Source organism: Xanthomonas sp. 60 (assembly GCF_011761925.1).
This window is the reverse complement of the sequence record NZ_JAASQW010000001.1, coordinates 131,106-149,007: the sequence shown is the minus strand read 5'-3', so window position 1 is coordinate 149,007 and position 17,902 is coordinate 131,106. Positions and strand designations below refer to the sequence as shown.

The window sequence follows — 17,902 nt, the reverse complement described above, 5'->3', positions numbered from 1 at the left end:
TGTTGCAATGCAGCACGAAAGGCGTATGCTGCACTGCAACAGGTCGCCACCGGGAGTCATCCGGGCGTGCAGACCCGCCGGACACTGCATGGGTCCCTCCCCCCGTGCAGTCGCAGGACCCGACAGATCCCTCCCTCTGTCGGGTCCTTTTTTTTTTCAGTTCATCGCGGCGACGTGTGCCTGCAGTCCTTGCTGTGACGGGTCATCGCGCAGCGGCTGGGCCTGCTGATCCGCAAGCGCGCGCTGCTGCGCCTGCTGACTGACCTCCTCAAGCTGCTGCATGGACGCCTCCACCGGCGTCTGCGCGGCCTGCGCCGTGGGCATGGAAGCGCGCTTGTGCAGGGGATCATCGAGCGCGCCGTTGACGAGGAACAGCGTGTGGCCGGCCGGCTTGTCACGGGTGGCCGTGCTGACCAGCACATGATCCACCCGGTCCAGATCATTGGCCTTTGCCAGCACCAGCAGGCTGGCGCTCATCCGTTCGCTGAGCGCATCGAAGGTGCGCCCGTGTTCTGCATCCAGCGTCGCGACGCCCTGGCGTATCTGCTCGTAGAGCGTGTGGTCGGGGTGCGAGGCATGCGTGGGAGACAGCGGGAGGCCCGGGATTTCGTCCCTGCCGGGCGGCTCGACCGACGCCGCGCGGGCGGGCATTGCCGTGGGCAGCTCGGTGGGGGACGGCGCCTGATCGACCGGCTGGACAGACGGCACGATCTCACGTGCCAGCAAGGCCTGCTGCAGCTCTGCGGTCGAGGTGACCGCGGCCTTGACCACCACGCCATCGATGCGCTGCAGATGCGCGATCGGGCTGTGGACATCCCACGTGCCGTCTTGCCGTGGTTCCAGGGCCAGCGACGTGGTGCCTGCCTGGATGCCGTGAGCGACGCGGGTCTTCTCGACCGCGTCCAGTACGGCGTCCAGCGTTTCCGGAAAAGGCTGCACGCCGTGCTGCAGATAGGTGGCTGCAAGGTTGGCGCGTTCCTGCGCGTGGGAATCCAGCGGTGCAGGTGGCTGGATCGCGGCTACCTGCGCGTGGTGCAGCGCCAGCGCCGGTTGCAGCACTGCGTGGGTGGCGTCCAGCTCGCGCTGCAGATTCTCCGTGGCCACACGCTCGCCTTCGTGCCACTGACCTTCCGCATCGCGCTGGTACTGCCGGCCGTCGGAAGCCACCAGGGCGTCGGGATCCAGCGCCGTCCGGACGGCGGACGGCATCTCGCCATGGCGCTGCCAGTCCTGGGCGGTGTAGACCGCTTCATACCGTGCCGCAATGGCCGCACGGCTCTCGGCCACGTTGCTCTCCACGATCTGCGCGGACTGCCGATCCAGCTCTGCAGCCCGCTCAGGGCTGGCGTATACGCGCTCGTAAAGCGGGAGGTTCTTTTCCTGGTAGCCGATAGCCACCACCCGCGACCACTGCGCCGTGGACGCATCCTGACGCCAATCGGCCGGGCGCAGGCTGCTGCGGTCGGCATCGTTGGCCGGCAGGGTATAGGGATCGCGTGGCCGAGGCACCTCGCCCATTGCCAGTGCGGCGGCCACATTGCTGGCCCGGTAATTCAACTCGGCGGCTTTCTCCGGCAGCGCGGAAAACTGCTGCGGTCGCGGATCGGCCGCTGTGCCTGCCGCATCGCCATTGCCGCTGCCCGCATCGGAAAGATGGGCCAACTCCTCACGCAGCCATTGTGAGCCGTTGTACGACCACGCAACGCCCTCGCGATCGGTCTGGTTGAAGATCCGGTGCTGGTCCCAACGTTCGGCCAGTTTCTCACCGAGGGTATCGCCCACCAGCGACCCATAGGCGATGAAACCCAGGGCAACCGGGCCGCTCACGCTGCCCAGGGCAAGCCCCGCAGCGCTTCCCCCGGACCACCCTCCCAGCCCGCGGCTCATGAAGTGGCGCTGCTCGGACGACGCGCCCTCAGGATTGCTCTGGCCGTGCAACAGATTGATCCGGCCTTGAACCTGGGAGGCCTCGTACAGCGTGCCTGCCGCGCCCAGTGCGCCCAACGCGCCAAGCGCGCGTACGTGCGGTCGTTGCACCAGGGCAGGCTGATACGGCCGGAGCTCGACCTGCTGGGCGGCGAGTCGTTGCTTCAGCGATTCGGCCGGGTCCAGGGACGGCGGAACAGGGTCGGCACCTCGAGCGACTGGCTGACGCACAAGCGCTTTTTCCATGCCAACGGCCAGCGGCTCCGGCATCTGCAGAGGCAGGTCCACCACCGTTCCGGGGGGACTGTGCCACGAGGGATCGGCAACGAGCTGATGAACCTGTCCAGCGACAGTGGCGCGGTCCACCTTGGGCGCGACGCGAAACAGCATGTTACCGTGCTCGGAGTGGTGCACCACGTTCAAGCGTGGGTCCTGCGGCTCGTGCAGGCGTTGCAGCAACGGCTCACCGAGCAGCGCGTTGTGGTAATCCGTCATCAGGTTGAAGCTGCGCACGCCGAGTCCATCGCGCAGATAACTGCCACCGATATCCGAATGCGCGCCCGCCACGGTGACATGCAGGAATCGGCCATCGGCCGAGTGGCCCTGCGGCAGGATCTGGTCAACCGGAAACAGCCCACGTCGTTCGTTGGCGGCGCTGATCTGGAAGCCCGAGACCACCGACGGCGGCAGGCGTCGATCCATCAATTCCATGTAGCCGGTGGGAACAGGGTCGTACAGACCGACCGACATCGGCGTCTTTCCGGGCGGCTGATGGTAACGGCTGTAGACCGTGTGCAGTTCGCCGTCGGCATTGCGGACCTGGGTGGCACTCAGGAAGTCCGGAATGCCGCGGTCTTCAATCATTCGTGCCAGCAGAGGCACTTGGCTGGCGCCGCGGCTGAAGCCTTCCAAATGTAGGCTGAGCCGCGCGGATGGGTCTTCGTCGAAGATGGATTGGGCGCGCTCCACCATCTTCGCGTACGTCTGTTCTGCTCGCTCCAGGCTCGTGCGTCCGAGTGCGCCGTCCAGTGTCCGCGCCATTGGATTTGACTGTGTGCCGGGACCGGGAGTGTATGTTGAGAAAATACGCGTTGCGCTTGATTCGTCCAAATGCTCAATCTGATTGAATACTCGGCCAATATTGGTGGCATGGAGCGAATCCTGACCGATGTCGTTGCCCGTGCCGTCCATCAGCGCTACGATAAGATGTGAATGCGAATCCGTGCGATCAAATAAAACCGGCGCCTTAAAGCGCAACAACGCCTCAGATGCATTTGTATAACTCCGCAGATGACCCTCATCGGCGCTGAAGTGCGGGACATCATCAGGCGGCATACCGTCGGCAGCGAGTGGAAGTGACATACGCCGCTTGTTGGAGACCTCGGGCAACCGCTGATCATCGGCCATCGCGCGCTCCCTCAGGCCAGGTCCGTGTCCACGCCAGCATCAAGTCACGCCGACTGCAGCTCCTCGGATTGGCTGGATCCTGAAGATGCTTGGTGACCACCCACGCCCGCATATACACATTGACTGTTCGGTCGTTGACCTCCAGCAGGATTTCTACGTCGCGTACCCAGTGAGACCCCTTCCAATCCTCACGCACCTCATCTTCCGGCACATTGTGCAGGATCAGGCGCTCCGGAAAGACGGTGTCCAGATCAAGCGCGATTTCACGCTCGACACCGTCCAAAGCGGTCCATCGGATATCGACCGGACTGGGGAAGCCGTGCCGCTGGAAATCCTCGCCAGTGCTGAAACCCGCGCGCCAAGTCTTTTTCCAATCAGGTGCACGGGGAGCTCCGGAAGGATGATCGAGATGTAATGAAAATTGATGTCTACGGAATATGATGCTGCAGCGCACGGTGTGATAGCAGCGGGCCCCGAAGGAGTACTCATGAAACCACAACGGCCAATCCGGGCGTCCGACATTGGCGCCGAAAGGCGCATACATCTTTTTCAACAAGTCACTGGGGAACACATCATTCTCCACGTCGCGCAAGGGAAATTGGGTATGTGAGCTGGCCGCCCGAAGACTGCAGTATGCGTGCTTCCCGCGGGTGCAGGAAAGGTCGAATGCGTCGCCCATGCCGTTCAAGAGGCTAAATAGTTTTCTGCCTTCAGGCAGCCAAATGAACGGAATAGCGTCACTGATCTTCGTGCGATCACCTAGGCGAACCTTGGGCTCAGATGCCCTTCTACATTCAAAGGGTCAATGATCGCCGGAGCCTGTGCCCTCCTCAGGCCACGTCCGTGTCCACGCCAGCATCAGGTCACGCCGACTGCAACTCCTGGGATTGGCTGGATCCTGAAGGTGCTTGGTAACCACCCACGCCCGCATGTACACATTCACTGTGCGGTCGTTGACCTCAATAAGAATCTGAACCCTGCGCAGCTGGCGCGACGCCTTCCAGTCTTCGCGCACCTCATCTTCCAGGACGTTGTGCAGGATCAGGCGCTCTGGAAACACGGTGTCCAGGTCAAGCGCGATTTCACGTTCGACACCGTCCAAAGCGGTCCACCGGATATCGACAGGGCTGGGAAAGCCGTGCCGCTGGAAATCCTGGCCGGTGCTGTACCCCGCGGTCCAAGTCTTTTTCCAATCAGGCGCGAATGGGGTTCCAGACGGCCTATCCAACCGTATCGAATGCTCACGTCTGCTGAAGATGATGCTGCATCGTAACGTGTTGTAACAGGTCGCGCCGAACGCGTAATCATGAAACCACAACGGCCAATCCGGGCGTCCGACATTGGCGCCGAAAGGCGCATACATCTTTTTCAACAAGTCACTGGTGAACACATCATTCTCCAAGCCGCGCAAGAGAAAGCGGGTGTGTGAGCTGGCCGCCCGAAGGCTGCAGTATGTGTGCCTATCACGGGTGCGGGAAAGGTCGAATGCGTCGCCCCTGCTGTTCAGGAGAGGCTGAACAGTTCTTCCACCTGCAGACATCCAAATGAAAGGAATAACGTCACTGATCTCTCCACGCCATCTCATGGGCAAACCTTGGGTTCAGATGCCCTCCTACATTCGGATGGTCAATGATCCCCGGACCCCGTGCCCTCCTCAGGCCACGTCCGTGTCCACGCCAGCATCAGGTCACGCCGACTGTTGCTCCTGGGGTTGTCTGGATCCTGAAGGTGCTTGGTGACCACCCACGCCCGCATGTAAACATTGACTGTGCGGTCGTTGACCTCCAGCAGAATCTGCACTCTGCGCAGATGCCGCGACACCTTCCAGTCCTCGCGCACCTCCTCTTCTGGCACGTTGTGCAGGATCAGGCGCTCAGGAAACACGGTGTCCAGGTCAAGCGCGATTTCACGCTCTACACCGTCCAAGGCGGTCCAGCGGATGTCGACCGGGCTTGGGAAACCGTACCACTGGAAATCCTCACCAGTGCTGAACCCAGCGTACCAGCCCTCTTTCCAGTCAGCGTCGTATGGTTGTCCTGACGGTGAGGAAAGATGCGAAGTCAACGCATGTTGATGCCGAGCAAATACGATGCTGCATTTTAACGTGTTGTAACAGGTCGCCTCGAATGCATAGTCATGAAACCACAATGGCCAATCCGGGCGTCCGGCATTGGCGCCGAAGCGCGCGTACATCTTCTTCAACAGATCATTGTTGAACACAACGGCCTCCAATGGCATCCGCACTATTCCGAACTTGGCTGATGAGCAGACGTGCCCCTCGCCTCAGGCCAGGTCCGTGTCCACGCCAGCATCAGGTCACGCCGACTGCAACTCCTAGGGTTGTCTGGATCCTGAAGGTGCTTGGTGACCACCCATGCCCGCATGTAAACATTGACAGTGCGGTCGTTGACCTCCAGCAGGATATCCACGTCGCGTACCCAGTGAGCCCCCTTCCAATCCTCGCGCACCTCATCTTCCGGCACGTTGTGCAGGATCAGGCGCTCCGGGAACACGGTGTCCAGGTCAAGCGTGATTTCACGTTCGACACCGTCCAAAGCGGTCCACCGGATATCGACCGGACTGGGAAAGCCGTACCGCTGGAAATCCTGGCCGGTGCTGTACCCCGCGGTCCAAGTCTTTTTCCAATCAGGCGCGAATGGGGTTCCAGACGGCCTATCCAACCGTATCGAATGCTCACGTCTGCTGAAGATGATGCTGCATCGTAACGTGTTGTAACAGGTCGCGCCGAACGCGTAATCATGAAACCACAACGGCCAATCCGGGCGTCCGACATTGGCGCCGAAAGGCGCATACATCTTTTTCAACAAGTCACTGGTGAACACATCATTCTCCAAGCCGCGCAAGAGAAATCGGGTGTGTGAGCTGGCCGCCCGAAGGCTGCAGTATGTGTGCCTATCACGGGTGCGGGAAAGGTCGAATGCGTCGCCCCTGCTGTTCAGGAGAGGCTGAACAGTTCTTCCACCTGCATACATCCAAATGAAAGGAATAACGTCACTGATCTCCAAGCCATCTCATGGGCGAGCCTTGGGTTCAGATGCACTCCTACATTCAGATGGTCATTGATCGCCGGACCCCGTGCCCTCCTCGGGCCAGGTCCGTGTCCACGCCAGCATCAGATCGCGCCGCTCGTCGCTATTCGGGTCGCCAGGGTCCTGTAGGTGCTTGGTGACCACCCATGCCCGCATGTAAACATTGACTATGCGGTCGTTGACCTCAATAAGAATCTGAACCCTGCGCAGATGCCGCGACGCCTTCCAGTCCTCGCGCACCTCATCTTCCGGCACTTTGTGCAGGATCAGGCGCTCCGGAAACACAGTATCCAGATCAAGCGCGATTTCACGCTCTACACCGTCCAAGGCGGTCCATCGGATATCGACCGGGCTCGGGAAGCCGTGCCGCGGGAAATCCTCACCAGTGCTGAATCCCGCGTACCACGTTTCTCTCCAATCCGCTGCACGGGGAGCTCCGGAAGGATGATCAAGATGTAATGAAAATTGATGCCTACGGAATATGATGCTGCAACGTAACGTGTGATAGCAGCGGGCCCCGAAGGCGTAATCATGAAACCACAACGGCCAGTCCGGGCGTCCGGCATTGGCGCCGAAGCGCGCGTACATCTTCTTCAACAGATCATTGTTGAACACAACGGCCTCCATGGCATCCGCACTATTCCGAAGTTGGCTGATGAGCAGACGTGCCCCTCGCCTCAGGCCAGGTCTGTGTCCACGCCAGCATCAGATCGCGCCGTTCGTCGCTGTTAGAGTCGCCAGGGTCCTGTAGGTGCTTGGTGACCACCCACGCCCGCATGTACACATTCACTGTGCGGTCGTTGACCTCCAGCAGAATCTGAACTCTGCGTAGGTGCCGCGACGCCTTCCAGTCCTCGCGCACCTCATCTTCAGGCACGTTGTGCAGGATCAGGCGTTCCGGAAACACGGTGTCCAGGTCAAGCGCGATTTCACGCTCCACACCGTCCAAAGCGGTCCATCGGATATCGACGGGGCTCGGGAAACCGTGCCGCTGAAAATCCTCGCCAGTGCTGAATCCTGCGTACCAGTCTTTTTTCCAATCAGGATCGTGTGGTTGCCCTGACGGTGAAGAAAGGTGCGGAGTCAATGCATGCTGATGCCGCGCAAATATGATGCTGCATCTCAAGGTGTTGTAACAGGTCGCCTCGAATGCATAATCATGAAACCACAACGGCCAGTCCGGGCGCCCGACATTGGCGCCGAAGGGCGCGTACATCTTTTTCAACAAATCATTGTTGAACACATCATTCTCCAAGCCGGACGAGGGAAAGCGGGTGTGTAAGCTGGCCGCTCGAAGGCTGCAGTACGCGTGCCTACCGCGGATGCGGGAAAGGTCGAATGCGTCGCCGCTGCCATTCAGCAGATGCTGAACAGTTCTTATGCTTGCAGACAGCCAAATGAAAGGAATAACGTCACTGATCTCCACGCCATCTCATGGGCAAACCTTGGGTTCAGATGCACTCCTACATTTGGATGGTCAATGATCGCCGGACCCTGTGCCCTCCCCAGGCCAGGTCCGGCTCCAAGCGAGCATCAGATCGCGCCGCTCGTCGCTGTTCGGGTCGCCAGGGTCCTGTAGGTGCTTGGTGACCACCCACGCCCGCATGTACACATTCACTGTGCGGTCGTTGACCTCCAGCAGAATCTGAACTCTGCGCAGGTGCCGCGACGCCTTCCAGTCCTCGCGCACCTCATCTTCCGGCACGTTGTGCAGGATCAGGCGCTCTGGAAACACGGTGTCCAGGTCAAGCGCGATTTCACGCTCCACACCGTCCAAAGCGGTCCAACGGATATCGACCGGACTGGGGAAGCCGTGCCGCTGGAAATCCTGGCCGGTGCTGTACCCCGCGTACCAATCTTTTTTCCAGTCAGGAACGCGCGGAGTTCCAGACGGCCTGTCCAACCATATCGAATGCTCACGTCTGCTGAAGATGATGCTGCATCGTAACGTGTTGTAACAGGTCGCGCCGAACGCGTAATCATGAAACCACAATGGCCAATCCGGGCGTCCGACATTGGCGCCGAAAGGCGCATACATCTTTTTCAACAAGTCACTGGGGAACACATCATTCTCCAAGCCGCGCACGGAAAGCGGGTGTGTGAGCTGTCCGCGCGAAGACCGCAGTATGCGTGCCTATCACGGGTGCGGGAAAGGTCGAATGCGTCGCCTCTGCCGTTCAGGAGAGGCTGAACAGTTCTTCCACCTGCAGACATCCAAATGAAAGGAATAACGTCACTGATCTCCACGCCATCTCATGGGCGAGCCTTGGGTTCAGATGCACTCCTACATTCAGATGGTCATTGATCGCCGGACCCCGTGCCCTCCTCGGGCCACGTCCGTGTCCACGCCAGCATCAGGTCACGCCGACTGTTGCTCCTAGGGTTGTCTGGATCCTGAAGGTGCTTGGTGACCACCCACGCCCGCATGTAAACACTGACTGTGCGGTCGTTGACCTCAATAAGAATTTGAACCCTGCGCAACTGGGGCGACGCCTTCCAGTCCTCGCGCACCTTATCCTCCGGCACGTTGTGCAGGATCAGGCGCTCTGGAAACACGGTGTCCAGGTCAAGCGCGATTTCACGTTCGACACCATCCAAAGCGGTCCACCGGATATCGACAGGACTGGGAAAGCCGTGCCGCTGGAAATCCTGGCCGGTGCTGTACCACGCGGTCCAAGTCTCTTTCCAATTAGGCGCGCGTGGAGTTCCAGACGGCCTGTCCAACCGTATCGAATGCTCACGTCTGCTGAAGATGATGCTGCATCGTAACGTGTTGTAACAGGTCGCGCCGAACGCGTAATCATGAAACCACAACGGCCAATCCGGGCGTCCGACATTGGCGCCGAAAGGCGCATACATCTTTTTCAACAAGTCACTGGTGAACACATCATTCTCCAAGCCGCGCAAGGGAAAGCGGGTGTGTGAGCTGGCTACCCGAAGGCTGCAGTATGCATGCCTGTCATGCGCACGATAAATGTCGAATACGTCGTCGCGGCCATCCAGCAAGCGCTGAGCATGTCTTCCATCTGCGGGCGCACAACGGCAACCGCTGTCACCATGGATCACCGGGCATCGCCCGTCCCGTCAGGCGAGATCGGCCTCTCTGCCACCATCAGGTCGCGCGCCGCGCGACGCTCGCCGCTCTTTATCCTCAGGCGAAAATGGCAGGACGGTTCGCCGCAGGTCAGCCCCGCGCAGGCGGCAGGCAACGGTTGTGCTCGAACCACTGCATGTACATCAACACCGTCCACAGGTGCGGGTGCCAGCGCCGTTCACCGGCCAGGAACCGCGACCACATCCGGCCGATGATCTGGGGATCTGCGAGGCCACTCGCCTGCAGCCGCGAGGGCGTCAGCAAGGCATCGGCCCATTCGCGCAGCGGGCCACGCAACCAACTGGCAATGGGGGGACCAAACCCCCGCTTCGGGCGCATGACCAGCGCTTCGGGCAGGTAGCGGCACAACAGCTGTTTTAGTATCCATTTCTGCTGTCCTTCGTGCAGCTTCAGGCCCGTGGGCAGCTGCCATGCGAAGTTCACCAGCCGGCGGTCCAGCAACGGCGACAGCGGCGACAGCCCGGCGAGCCGTCCGGCGTGCTCCACCTTGGCAAGAATGCCGTTGCCGAGTTCCATCCGGAAATCCAGCTGCTGCACGACATCTGCTGGATCTCCCCCCGCGAGCAGCAGCGGTCCATCGCGGTACGCCGTGCGCGGTTCGATCACGCCGGGCACCAGACGCCAGGGTGCGCGCCAGCGCGAGACACGCATCAGGTAATGGTGCGCCACGCCGGTGGCGGAAGCCTCGGCGAGGAGTGCACGCAGCCCGCCTTCGCGCCAGCGCTCCGGCTCCTGCGCATCCCACTGCGCCAGCCATGCCTGCAACGGCGACGGCACCCAGTGGCTGAGGCGCGCGTTGCGGATCGCGCGCACGTATGCCGCGTGACCAAAGAAAAGTTCGTCGCCGCCGTCGCCCGTCAAGGCCGCGCGACACTCCATGCCGAGGGCATCGCTGGCCAGAAGCGTGGGAATCTGCGAGGTGTCGGCGAACGGTTCGTGCCAGGCCTGCGGAATGCGTTGCACCTGTTCCAGCACGTCTCGCTCACTAAATACGTGTGTCTGGTGCCGCACGCCAAGGTGGCGGGCAACGCCCTGCATCCACGCACGCTCGTCGTGACAGGGATGTTCGAAGCCTATGCCCAGCGTGTGCACCGGCAGGGAGCGCTGTGACTGCAGGACTGCACAGACCAGCGATGAATCCGTCCCGCCGGACAGAAACGCGCCTGTATCCTGCGTCCCGGCGCTGGCGATCGAGGTAGCCACTGCACGCTGCACGTGACCGTCAAGCGCGTCCAGCGCCTCCTCCACGCGCCATGTCCTGCGCTGCCCCAGCGCGCGCTCGTGTGCTTCGCGCACCGACCACCAGGGGCGCTGGTCAACGCCCGGTAGATGGTACTGCGGCCCACGCAGCACCTGTGCGCGTGTCAGCGTGAGTACGTGTCCCGCATCGAGCTTGTACACATCCCGGTAGATGCAGTGGGGCGCCGGCACGTAGCCATGCCGCAGGTACAGCGCCAGTGCACCGCCTTGGACCACCGGCTGGAAGGCGGGTAGCGCGCGCAGAGCACCGAGCGTGTCGGCGAAGACGAACGCCCCGTCCACCCAGCCGTAATACAACGACCGCTGCCCGGCCGGATCCCGTGCAAGAATGAGCTCTTGTCGCTGTGCGTCCCAGCAGACCAGTCCAAAGGCTCCATCCAGCGGCTCCAGCACGGCATGCAGACCCTCCCGCGCCATGCGGTCGACCAGTTCGTCGGCACGCACCCGACCGCCGCCACGCGTCACCCCCGCCGAGCCAGCGAATGCAAGTACGTGCCGGCCACAGGTTGAACGCGCGTTTGCAGCGTCCGGCGACCAGACGGGCACGTCACCGTCCGCGTCCGGCCGCCAGCGGCCGAGGAGGTTCGATGCAATACGCGTAGCGTCCTGCGCGCTTGCGATGCGCTCGAGGTCATTGTGGCGGGAAGAAAACACGGTGAAGGCACGGGATGCAAGGCACACCACGATGCCGCCCGATCTTCATGAAGGCCATGAACGATGTTGTAAACCCAAGCGCCTGCCATCACCTCGGCGTGGAACTGCCCTGTTCACCGCAGGTCAGGCCCCGGAGTGCCCCGCGCCCGCTTCCGGCCGATGTGCCGCATCCGCGCGCGGCACCACGAACTCGAACACGGCGCCAGCGGACCCGTCGAGCAGGCGGATCGTCCCACCATGCAGTTCGACGATGCGGCGCACGATCAACAGCCCCAAGCCCCCCTGGTTTCCGCGGTTGGAGCCCAGCGCCGACGGCGCATGGAACAGCGTGGCACGCAGCGGCTCGGGCACGCCCGGTCCGGTGTCCTCCACGCGCACCTGGATGCCGTCGGGAACTGGCGCCAGCGACACGCGCACGCTGCCGCCGTCAGGGGCGTGGCGCAGTGCGTTGTCGATCAGGTTGGTCAGCACGCGCTCGATCAGCGCCACGTCCGCACACACCAGCGGCAGGCCCGCCGGGCTCACCGGCTGCAGCTGCTGCCCACGCGACTGCGCGGCAAGTTCGAACTTCTGCAGGACATCCTGCACCAGCTCGGGCAGCGCGAAGGTCTCCCACTCCAACTTCACCCCGCCGTGTTCCAGGCGCGCAAGCTCGAACAGCGAGCGCGCCAGCGCACCGACCTTCGCACTCTGTGCCAGCGCGATGGCAAGGTAGCGCCGGCGATCCTCCATTGAAAGGCTGGTTTCCTTCAGCGCCATCGTTTCCAGATAGCCATGCAGTGACGACAGCGGCGTGCGCAGGTCATGGGAGATGTTGGCGACCAGTTCGCGGCGCTGCAGGTCCTGCTGCTGCAGCTGCTGCCACTGTTCACCCAGGCGCTGGGTCATCTGCGCGTAAGCATGCTCCAGGATCACCAGCTCATCGCGTTCGCCAGGCGCCAACGGGCCGGGCGGCGGCATCACGGCCGGCGCCTGCAGGTCCAGCGACTGGATCCGTCCGGTCAACACGCGCAGCGGCCGGGTGACCCAGTAGAACGCGGCCAGCCCGGCGAGCACCGCGAGCACCAGAACCACCGAAGCACCCAGCAGCAGCGTGCGCCATTGGCTGCTGGCGGCCAGGTCCTCGGCAAGCATCTGCCGCTGCTCGCCCACAAGCACCACATAGACATAGCCGGCCGGGCGTCCCTTCACGATCAGTGGCGCGGCACTGAACACCTTGCGCCGGTCTACGCTGCGCGGGTCATCGCCCAGGATCGGCAGTGGCTGCCCGGACAGCAGCGCCTGGATCGGTGCCAGGGCGACATGGGTCCGCAGCACGTGGCCTTCCGGCGCATCATGCCCGACGATGCGGCCCCGGGTGTCGAGCAGATACGCTTCCACGCTGGGATTGACCGCCATCAGCTGCCCGAACAGCGCACGCACCTGCGGCTGGCGCATGCCACTTTCATCCATCACTTCACTGCGCTGCGCGATGTGCGAAGCCAGCCCCAGCGACAGCCGCTGCACCACCTCCTGCTCGTGACGCACCGACATGCGCATCTGCATCGCCAGCAGCACCGCGCCACACACCAGCACCAGGGCGCAGAACACCACGGCCAGCTTCTGCCACAAGCGAAGGCCGATCATGGCGCCGCTCCCGCAGGCACCACGAGTTTGTAACCACGCCCCCACACCGTGATGATCCGCTGCGGGTTGGCGGCATCGTGTTCGATCTTGTTGCGCAGGCGGTTTATGTGCGTGTTGACCGTATGTTCGTAGCCTTCGTGGCTGTAGCCCCATACTTGATCCAGCAGCTCCATGCGCGAGAACACCTGGTCGCGATGGCGCGCGAAGAACAGCAGCAGGTCGAACTCACGCGGCGTCAGCTCCAGTTCGCGTCCATCCACCAGCACCGTGCGTGCCAACGGATCCACCTGCAGCCCGCCGACCTCCAGCACGCCCGCGTCGAGCCGGGCGGACTGCGCCATGGCCTCGGCGCGCCGCAGCAGCGCACGCACGCGCGCCACCAGCTCAGGAATGGAGAAGGGCTTGGCCAGGTAATCATCGGCGCCCAGTTCCAGGCCGACGATGCGCTGGGTCTCGCTGCCGCGCGCACTGATGATGATGATCGGCACGTAGCGGGTCAGCGCCCGTGCCCGCCTGCAGATCTGCAGGCCGTCCACGCCCGGCAGCATGACGTCCAGCACGAGCGCATCCCAGGGACCTTCCTGCTCCAGCAGCCGCATGCCCTCATCGCCGGTGGCGGCATGCTGCACCTGGTAGCCCTCATCGCCCAGGTGCAGGCGCAGCAGGTCGGCGATAGGGGCATCGTCTTCAACGATCAGGACGCGCTTGCTGCTCATCGTGGTAATCCGCCTTGAGACACCGCTGCATTGTCACCGGCAATGGCCCGGCAATCCTCACGAAACATTTAACCCTGCGTGAGGACTCGTTGATGCGGACCGGCGCAGCATGCCTCCATCGACCCCCTTGGAGTTGGACATGCCCCTGACCCGCCGCAACCTGCTTGGCCTGAGTGGTCTGGCCGCTGCCGCCGGCGTGCTAGGCGTCACCGCCTGCAGCCGCGCCGCCGCCCCCGCCGCCGCGGCCACGCCAAGTGAACGCTTCGAGATCGAGCGCACCGACGCCGAGTGGCGCGCCCGGCTGACGCCGGCCCAGTTCGCCGTGCTGCGCCAGCATGCCACCGAGCGGGCTGGCAGCAGCCCCCTGGATCGCGAGCACCGCACGGGCACCTTCCATTGCGCAGGTTGCGCCCTGCCGCTGTTCGCCTCGCGGACCAAGTTCGACAGCGGCACCGGTTGGCCCAGTTTCTGGGCGCCGCTGGACAACGCCGTCGGCGAGACCCGCGACCGGACCTTCGGCATGCTGCGCGTGGAGGTCCACTGCCGCCGCTGCGGCGGCCACCTGGGCCATGTCTTCAGCGACGGCCCGAAGCCGACCGGGCTTCGTTATTGCATGAATGGTGCGGCGCTGGCCTTTACCCCCAGCAGTCAGGGCGGTGCCGGGGGCGGTGGCGACGCGCGTTGGCGGGTACCGGTGTGATGACCTTTTCCTTCTGCAAGGAGCGTTGCTGATGTTGCTGCTGCTGGCCTATCTGGGAGGCGTGCTGACCCTGCTCAGCCCCTGCATCCTGCCCGTGCTTCCGTTCGTGTTCGCACGCGCGGGCGGGTCGTTCCTGCGCAGCACCCTGCCGCTGCTGCTGGGCATGGCGCTCACCTTCACCGTGGTGGCCAGCTTGGCCGCAGTGGGCAGCGCGTGGGTCGCGCAGGCCAACCAGGTGGGGCGCTGGATCGCGCTGGCGGTGATGGCGGTGTTCGCGCTGGCGTTGCTGTGGCCGGCCCTGGCCGATCGCCTGCTGGCCCCGTTCCAGCGCGTCGGTGCCCGCCTCAGCGCGCGCGCCGACGCCGCCGATGACGCCGGTCGTGGCGGCGTGGGGACGTCCCTGCTGGTGGGCATCGCCACCGGGCTGCTGTGGGCGCCCTGTGCCGGCCCGATCCTCGGGCTGGTGCTGACCGGCGCGGCCCTGAACGGTGCCAGCGCTAGCACCAGCAGCCTGCTGCTGGCCTATGCGCTGGGCGCGGTGACCGCTCTGGCGCTGGCCTTGTGGCTGGGCGGACGCGTGTTCAACGCCCTCAAGGCGCGGCTGGGCCTGGGCAATACACTGCGGCGTGGGCTCGGCGTGGCAGCGCTGCTGGCCGTGGTGGCCATCGCCATGGGCTGGGACACCGGCGTGCTGACCCGCTTGTCCACGGTGAGCACCGCGCGGCTCGAGCAGGGCCTGCTGGATGCCGTGCCCGGGGTGCAGCCTGCCGGTGCGATGAGCAGCACCGCCGCCGCTGGCGATGCCCCGCTGCCCGTGGAGGGCGAGCTGCCCGCGCTGGACGGTGCGACCGGCTGGCTCAACAGCCCGCCGCTGACCCGCGAGCAGTTGCGCGGCAAGGTGGTGCTGGTCGATTTCTGGACCTACTCCTGCATCAACTGCCTGCGTGCCATGCCGTACGTGCACGAGTGGGAACGCCGCTACCGTGACCATGGCCTGGTGGTGCTCGGTGTGCACACCCCGGAGTTCGCCTTCGAACGCGACCCGCGCAACGTCATGCGCGCGGTGGAGCAGCTCAAGGTGGGCTACCCGGTGGCGCTGGACAACGAATACCGCATCTGGCGCGCGTTCGAGAACCGCTACTGGCCCGCGCATTACTTCATCGACGCGCAGGGTCGGATCCGCGCGCATCAGTTCGGCGAAGGCAACTACGCGCACTCCGAACAGGTGCTGCGTCGCCTGCTGCAGGAAGCCGGGCAGCGCGATCTGCCCCCGCCGGTGGATCCCGCCGCGGCGGGCCTGGATGGTGTGGAGATGCAGGCCGACATGGGCAACCTGCGCTCGCCGGAAACCTATCTGGGCCATGCACGTGCCGAGCACTTCGCCTCTCCTGGCGGGCTGCGGGCCGACGCCGTGGCCGACTACACCCTGCCCCCGGCGCCGGCACTGAACGAATGGGGCCTGCAGGGGCGCTGGAAGGTCGGTCGCGAAGACGCGGAACTGCAGCAGGCCGGCGGGCGCATCGCGTTCCGTTTCCATGCGCGCGATCTGCATCTCGTGCTGGCCCCGGCGGATGATCGCAAGCCCGTGCGGTTCCGCGTGCTGATGGACGGCAAGCCCCTGCCCGCCGGTGACCGCGGTGGTGATGTGGCGGACGACGGCACCGGGGTGGTGGACGAGCATCGCCTGTACCAGCTGGTGCGCCAGCGCGACAGCATCGGCGAGCACCTGTTCGAGATCGAGTTCCTGGATGCGGGTGTCCAGGCCTATGCCTTCACATTCGGCTGAGGAGTACGCATGAACATTTCACTGGAAAAAGGGGTGGCCGCAGCGGTTGCCGCGCTGGTGATCGGCGGGCTGGTGTCCTTCTGGGTGATTGCCGATGCGCCGGCGGCTACTGCCGCTGCTGCGTCGGCGCGGGTCAGCGAGGAAACCCGCGTGCTGCCGGCGGCAACCGGCGCGGCGGCGTTCAAGGACGAGCGCACCCAAGCCAGCGTGGTCTTCGCAGGTGGGTGCTTCTGGGGCGTGCAGGGGGTGTTCCAGCACGTCAAGGGCGTGAGCAACGCCGTGTCCGGCTACATCGGTGGTGATGCCTCCACGGCGCATTACGAGCGCATCACCAGCGGCCGGACGGGCCATGCCGAGGCGGTCAGGGTGGACTACGATCCGCGCCAGGTGAGCTATGGTCAATTGCTGCAGGTGTTCTTCTCGGTGGCCCACGACCCCACCCAGCTCAACCGGCAGGGACCGGACCGGGGCACGCAGTACCGCTCGGCGATCTTCACCGATGATGCCCGGCAGCAGGCCGCCAACCGCGCCTACGTGGCACAGATCGCCCCGGTGGTGGGCGCACCGGTGGTGACCGAACTCGGCAGCGGCAAGCGTTTCTTCACCGCCGAGGGGTACCACCAGAACTACATGGCACGCTTCCCGGAGGCGGCCTACATCCGCTACTACGACGCGCCCAAGGTGGCGGCTCTGCGCCAGCAGTTCCCCACCCTGTACCGCAGCACGCCAGTCCTGGTGCCGATGAAATGAGCGGCACGCAGCGTTGCGGGCATGGGCCAGTGGACGCGCCGGTGCGGCTTGCTAGACTTGCCCCATGTTCGCCACCTCATCGCTGACCGGCAGCAAGCCGGAACAATACGCCCAGCTGCTGGACCAGGCGCGTGCCCTGGTCCACGGCGAGGGAGACCGGATCGCCAACGCGGCCAACCTGGCGGCGCTGGTGTACCACGCCCTGCCCGATCTGAACTGGGTGGGCTTCTATCTTTACGACGGCAGGGAACTGGTGGTCGGCCCGTTCCAGGGACTGCCGGCCTGCGTGCGCATTCCGCTGCACAAGGGCGTGTGTGGTGCAGCGGCGACCCAGCGGCAGACGCAGCGGATCGAGGATGTGGACGCTTTCCCGGGACACATCGCCTGCGATTCCGCCTCGCGCTCGGAGCTGGTGGTTCCGCTGGTGAAGGGCGATCAGCTGATCGGCGTGTTCGATATCGACAGCCCGGTGCTGGCGCGTTTCGATGCGGACGATCAGGCCGGGCTGGAAGCGATCGCGCAGGCCTTCGTCGACGCGCTGGAATGAGCACCACCACGCTGCGCAACATCGGGCCCAAAAGCGCGGCATGGCTGCGCCAGGTGGGCCTGCGCAGCCACGAGGACCTGGTCGCTGTGGGTGCGGTGGGCGCTTTCGTGAAGGTACGCCGCGCCGGCTTCAAGCCGAGCCTCAGTCTGCTGTATTCGCTGCAGGGGGCGTTGCTGGACTGCCACTGGCAGTCGCTTGACGAGGCCCAGCGCGCTGCGCTGGTGCAGGCCTACGAAGCGGAGATCGCGCTCCAGCCGCTCAAGCCGACGGGTCCTGCGGCAGGACCCGTGCGCGAAGAGCGTTTCCGCTAGCGCCGGGGGCACGACCCGGCACCGATCCCGGCCCTGAGCGGGGCAGCGCCCCGC

The 17,902-nt window shown here is 64.1% G+C and carries 17 protein-coding genes; 5 read left to right on the top strand and 12 right to left on the bottom strand.

Annotated features, from left to right (window positions below):
* Positions 1–156: 156 nt before the first annotated feature.
* From FHY09_RS00700 to FHY09_RS00645, 12 genes are all read right to left on the bottom strand, one after another.
* Complete coding sequence (locus FHY09_RS00700; RefSeq protein ID WP_166923186.1) at positions 157–3,333, bottom strand: XVIPCD domain-containing protein; 3,177 nt, start codon at positions 3,331–3,333, stop codon at positions 157–159.
* Positions 3,323–4,012, bottom strand: a complete 690-nt coding sequence (locus FHY09_RS00695) for a hypothetical protein (protein ID WP_456362669.1) — start codon at positions 4,010–4,012, stop codon at positions 3,323–3,325. Before FHY09_RS00695 ends, FHY09_RS00700 begins: the two co-directional genes overlap by 11 nt.
* A gap of 123 nt (positions 4,013–4,135) precedes the next feature.
* Positions 4,136–4,723, bottom strand: coding sequence for a hypothetical protein (locus FHY09_RS00690; RefSeq protein WP_456362668.1), 588 nt, complete (start codon positions 4,721–4,723; stop codon positions 4,136–4,138).
* 236 nt (positions 4,724–4,959) lie between these two features.
* A complete protein-coding gene (locus FHY09_RS00685) occupies positions 4,960–5,553 on the bottom strand; it encodes a hypothetical protein (RefSeq protein WP_456362667.1) in 594 nt (197 codons plus the stop codon).
* A 23-nt stretch (positions 5,554–5,576) separates the two neighbouring features.
* A complete protein-coding gene (locus FHY09_RS00680) occupies positions 5,577–6,176 on the bottom strand; it encodes a hypothetical protein (protein ID WP_456362666.1) in 600 nt (199 codons plus the stop codon).
* Between the two features lie 234 nt (positions 6,177–6,410).
* Positions 6,411–6,998, bottom strand: a complete 588-nt coding sequence (locus FHY09_RS00675) for a hypothetical protein (protein ID WP_456362665.1) — start codon at positions 6,996–6,998, stop codon at positions 6,411–6,413.
* A gap of 22 nt (positions 6,999–7,020) precedes the next feature.
* Entirely contained in the window at positions 7,021–7,809 is a 789-nt protein-coding gene (locus FHY09_RS00670; protein WP_456362664.1) for a hypothetical protein, read from the bottom strand.
* Positions 7,810–7,860: 51 nt separating this feature from the next.
* Entirely contained in the window at positions 7,861–8,448 is a 588-nt protein-coding gene (locus FHY09_RS00665) for a hypothetical protein (protein WP_456362663.1), read from the bottom strand.
* 233 nt (positions 8,449–8,681) lie between these two features.
* Entirely contained in the window at positions 8,682–9,269 is a 588-nt protein-coding gene (locus FHY09_RS00660; RefSeq protein ID WP_456362662.1) for a hypothetical protein, read from the bottom strand.
* 298 nt (positions 9,270–9,567) lie between these two features.
* Entirely contained in the window at positions 9,568–11,439 is a 1,872-nt protein-coding gene (locus FHY09_RS00655) for an asparagine synthase-related protein (protein WP_166923184.1), read from the bottom strand.
* Between the two features lie 96 nt (positions 11,440–11,535).
* Positions 11,536–13,038, bottom strand: a complete 1,503-nt coding sequence (locus FHY09_RS00650) for a sensor histidine kinase (RefSeq protein WP_166923182.1) — start codon at positions 13,036–13,038, stop codon at positions 11,536–11,538.
* Positions 13,035–13,754, bottom strand: coding sequence for a response regulator transcription factor (locus FHY09_RS00645; RefSeq protein WP_166923180.1), 720 nt, complete (start codon positions 13,752–13,754; stop codon positions 13,035–13,037). The genes FHY09_RS00650 and FHY09_RS00645 overlap by 4 nt, the downstream gene beginning before the upstream one ends.
* A 139-nt stretch (positions 13,755–13,893) precedes the next feature.
* Here FHY09_RS00645 and msrB point away from each other — a divergent pair, with 139 nt between their 5' ends.
* The 5 genes from msrB (at position 13,894) to FHY09_RS00620 (ending at position 17,848) form a co-directional block, all read left to right on the top strand.
* Positions 13,894–14,454, top strand: coding sequence for a peptide-methionine (R)-S-oxide reductase MsrB (gene msrB, locus FHY09_RS00640; protein ID WP_166923178.1), 561 nt, complete (start codon positions 13,894–13,896; stop codon positions 14,452–14,454).
* A gap of 28 nt (positions 14,455–14,482) precedes the next feature.
* Positions 14,483–16,240 (top strand): cytochrome c biogenesis protein DipZ, encoded by a 1,758-nt coding sequence (locus FHY09_RS00635; RefSeq protein ID WP_166924291.1) that lies wholly within the window; start codon positions 14,483–14,485, stop codon positions 16,238–16,240.
* Between the two features lie 9 nt (positions 16,241–16,249).
* Positions 16,250–16,990: a peptide-methionine (S)-S-oxide reductase MsrA gene (msrA, locus tag FHY09_RS00630; RefSeq protein ID WP_166923176.1), complete on the top strand. Its 741-nt coding sequence runs from the start codon at positions 16,250–16,252 to the stop codon at positions 16,988–16,990.
* A 64-nt stretch (positions 16,991–17,054) separates the two neighbouring features.
* The gene (locus FHY09_RS00625) at positions 17,055–17,537 is read left to right on the top strand and encodes a GAF domain-containing protein (protein ID WP_166923174.1); all 483 of its coding nucleotides are present in this window, start codon (positions 17,055–17,057) and stop codon (positions 17,535–17,537) included.
* On the top strand, positions 17,534–17,848 hold the full coding sequence (locus FHY09_RS00620; RefSeq protein WP_166923171.1) for a TfoX/Sxy family protein: 315 nt from the start codon (positions 17,534–17,536) through the stop codon (positions 17,846–17,848). The genes FHY09_RS00625 and FHY09_RS00620 overlap by 4 nt, the downstream gene beginning before the upstream one ends.
* The last annotated feature ends 54 nt before the right edge of the window (positions 17,849–17,902 follow it).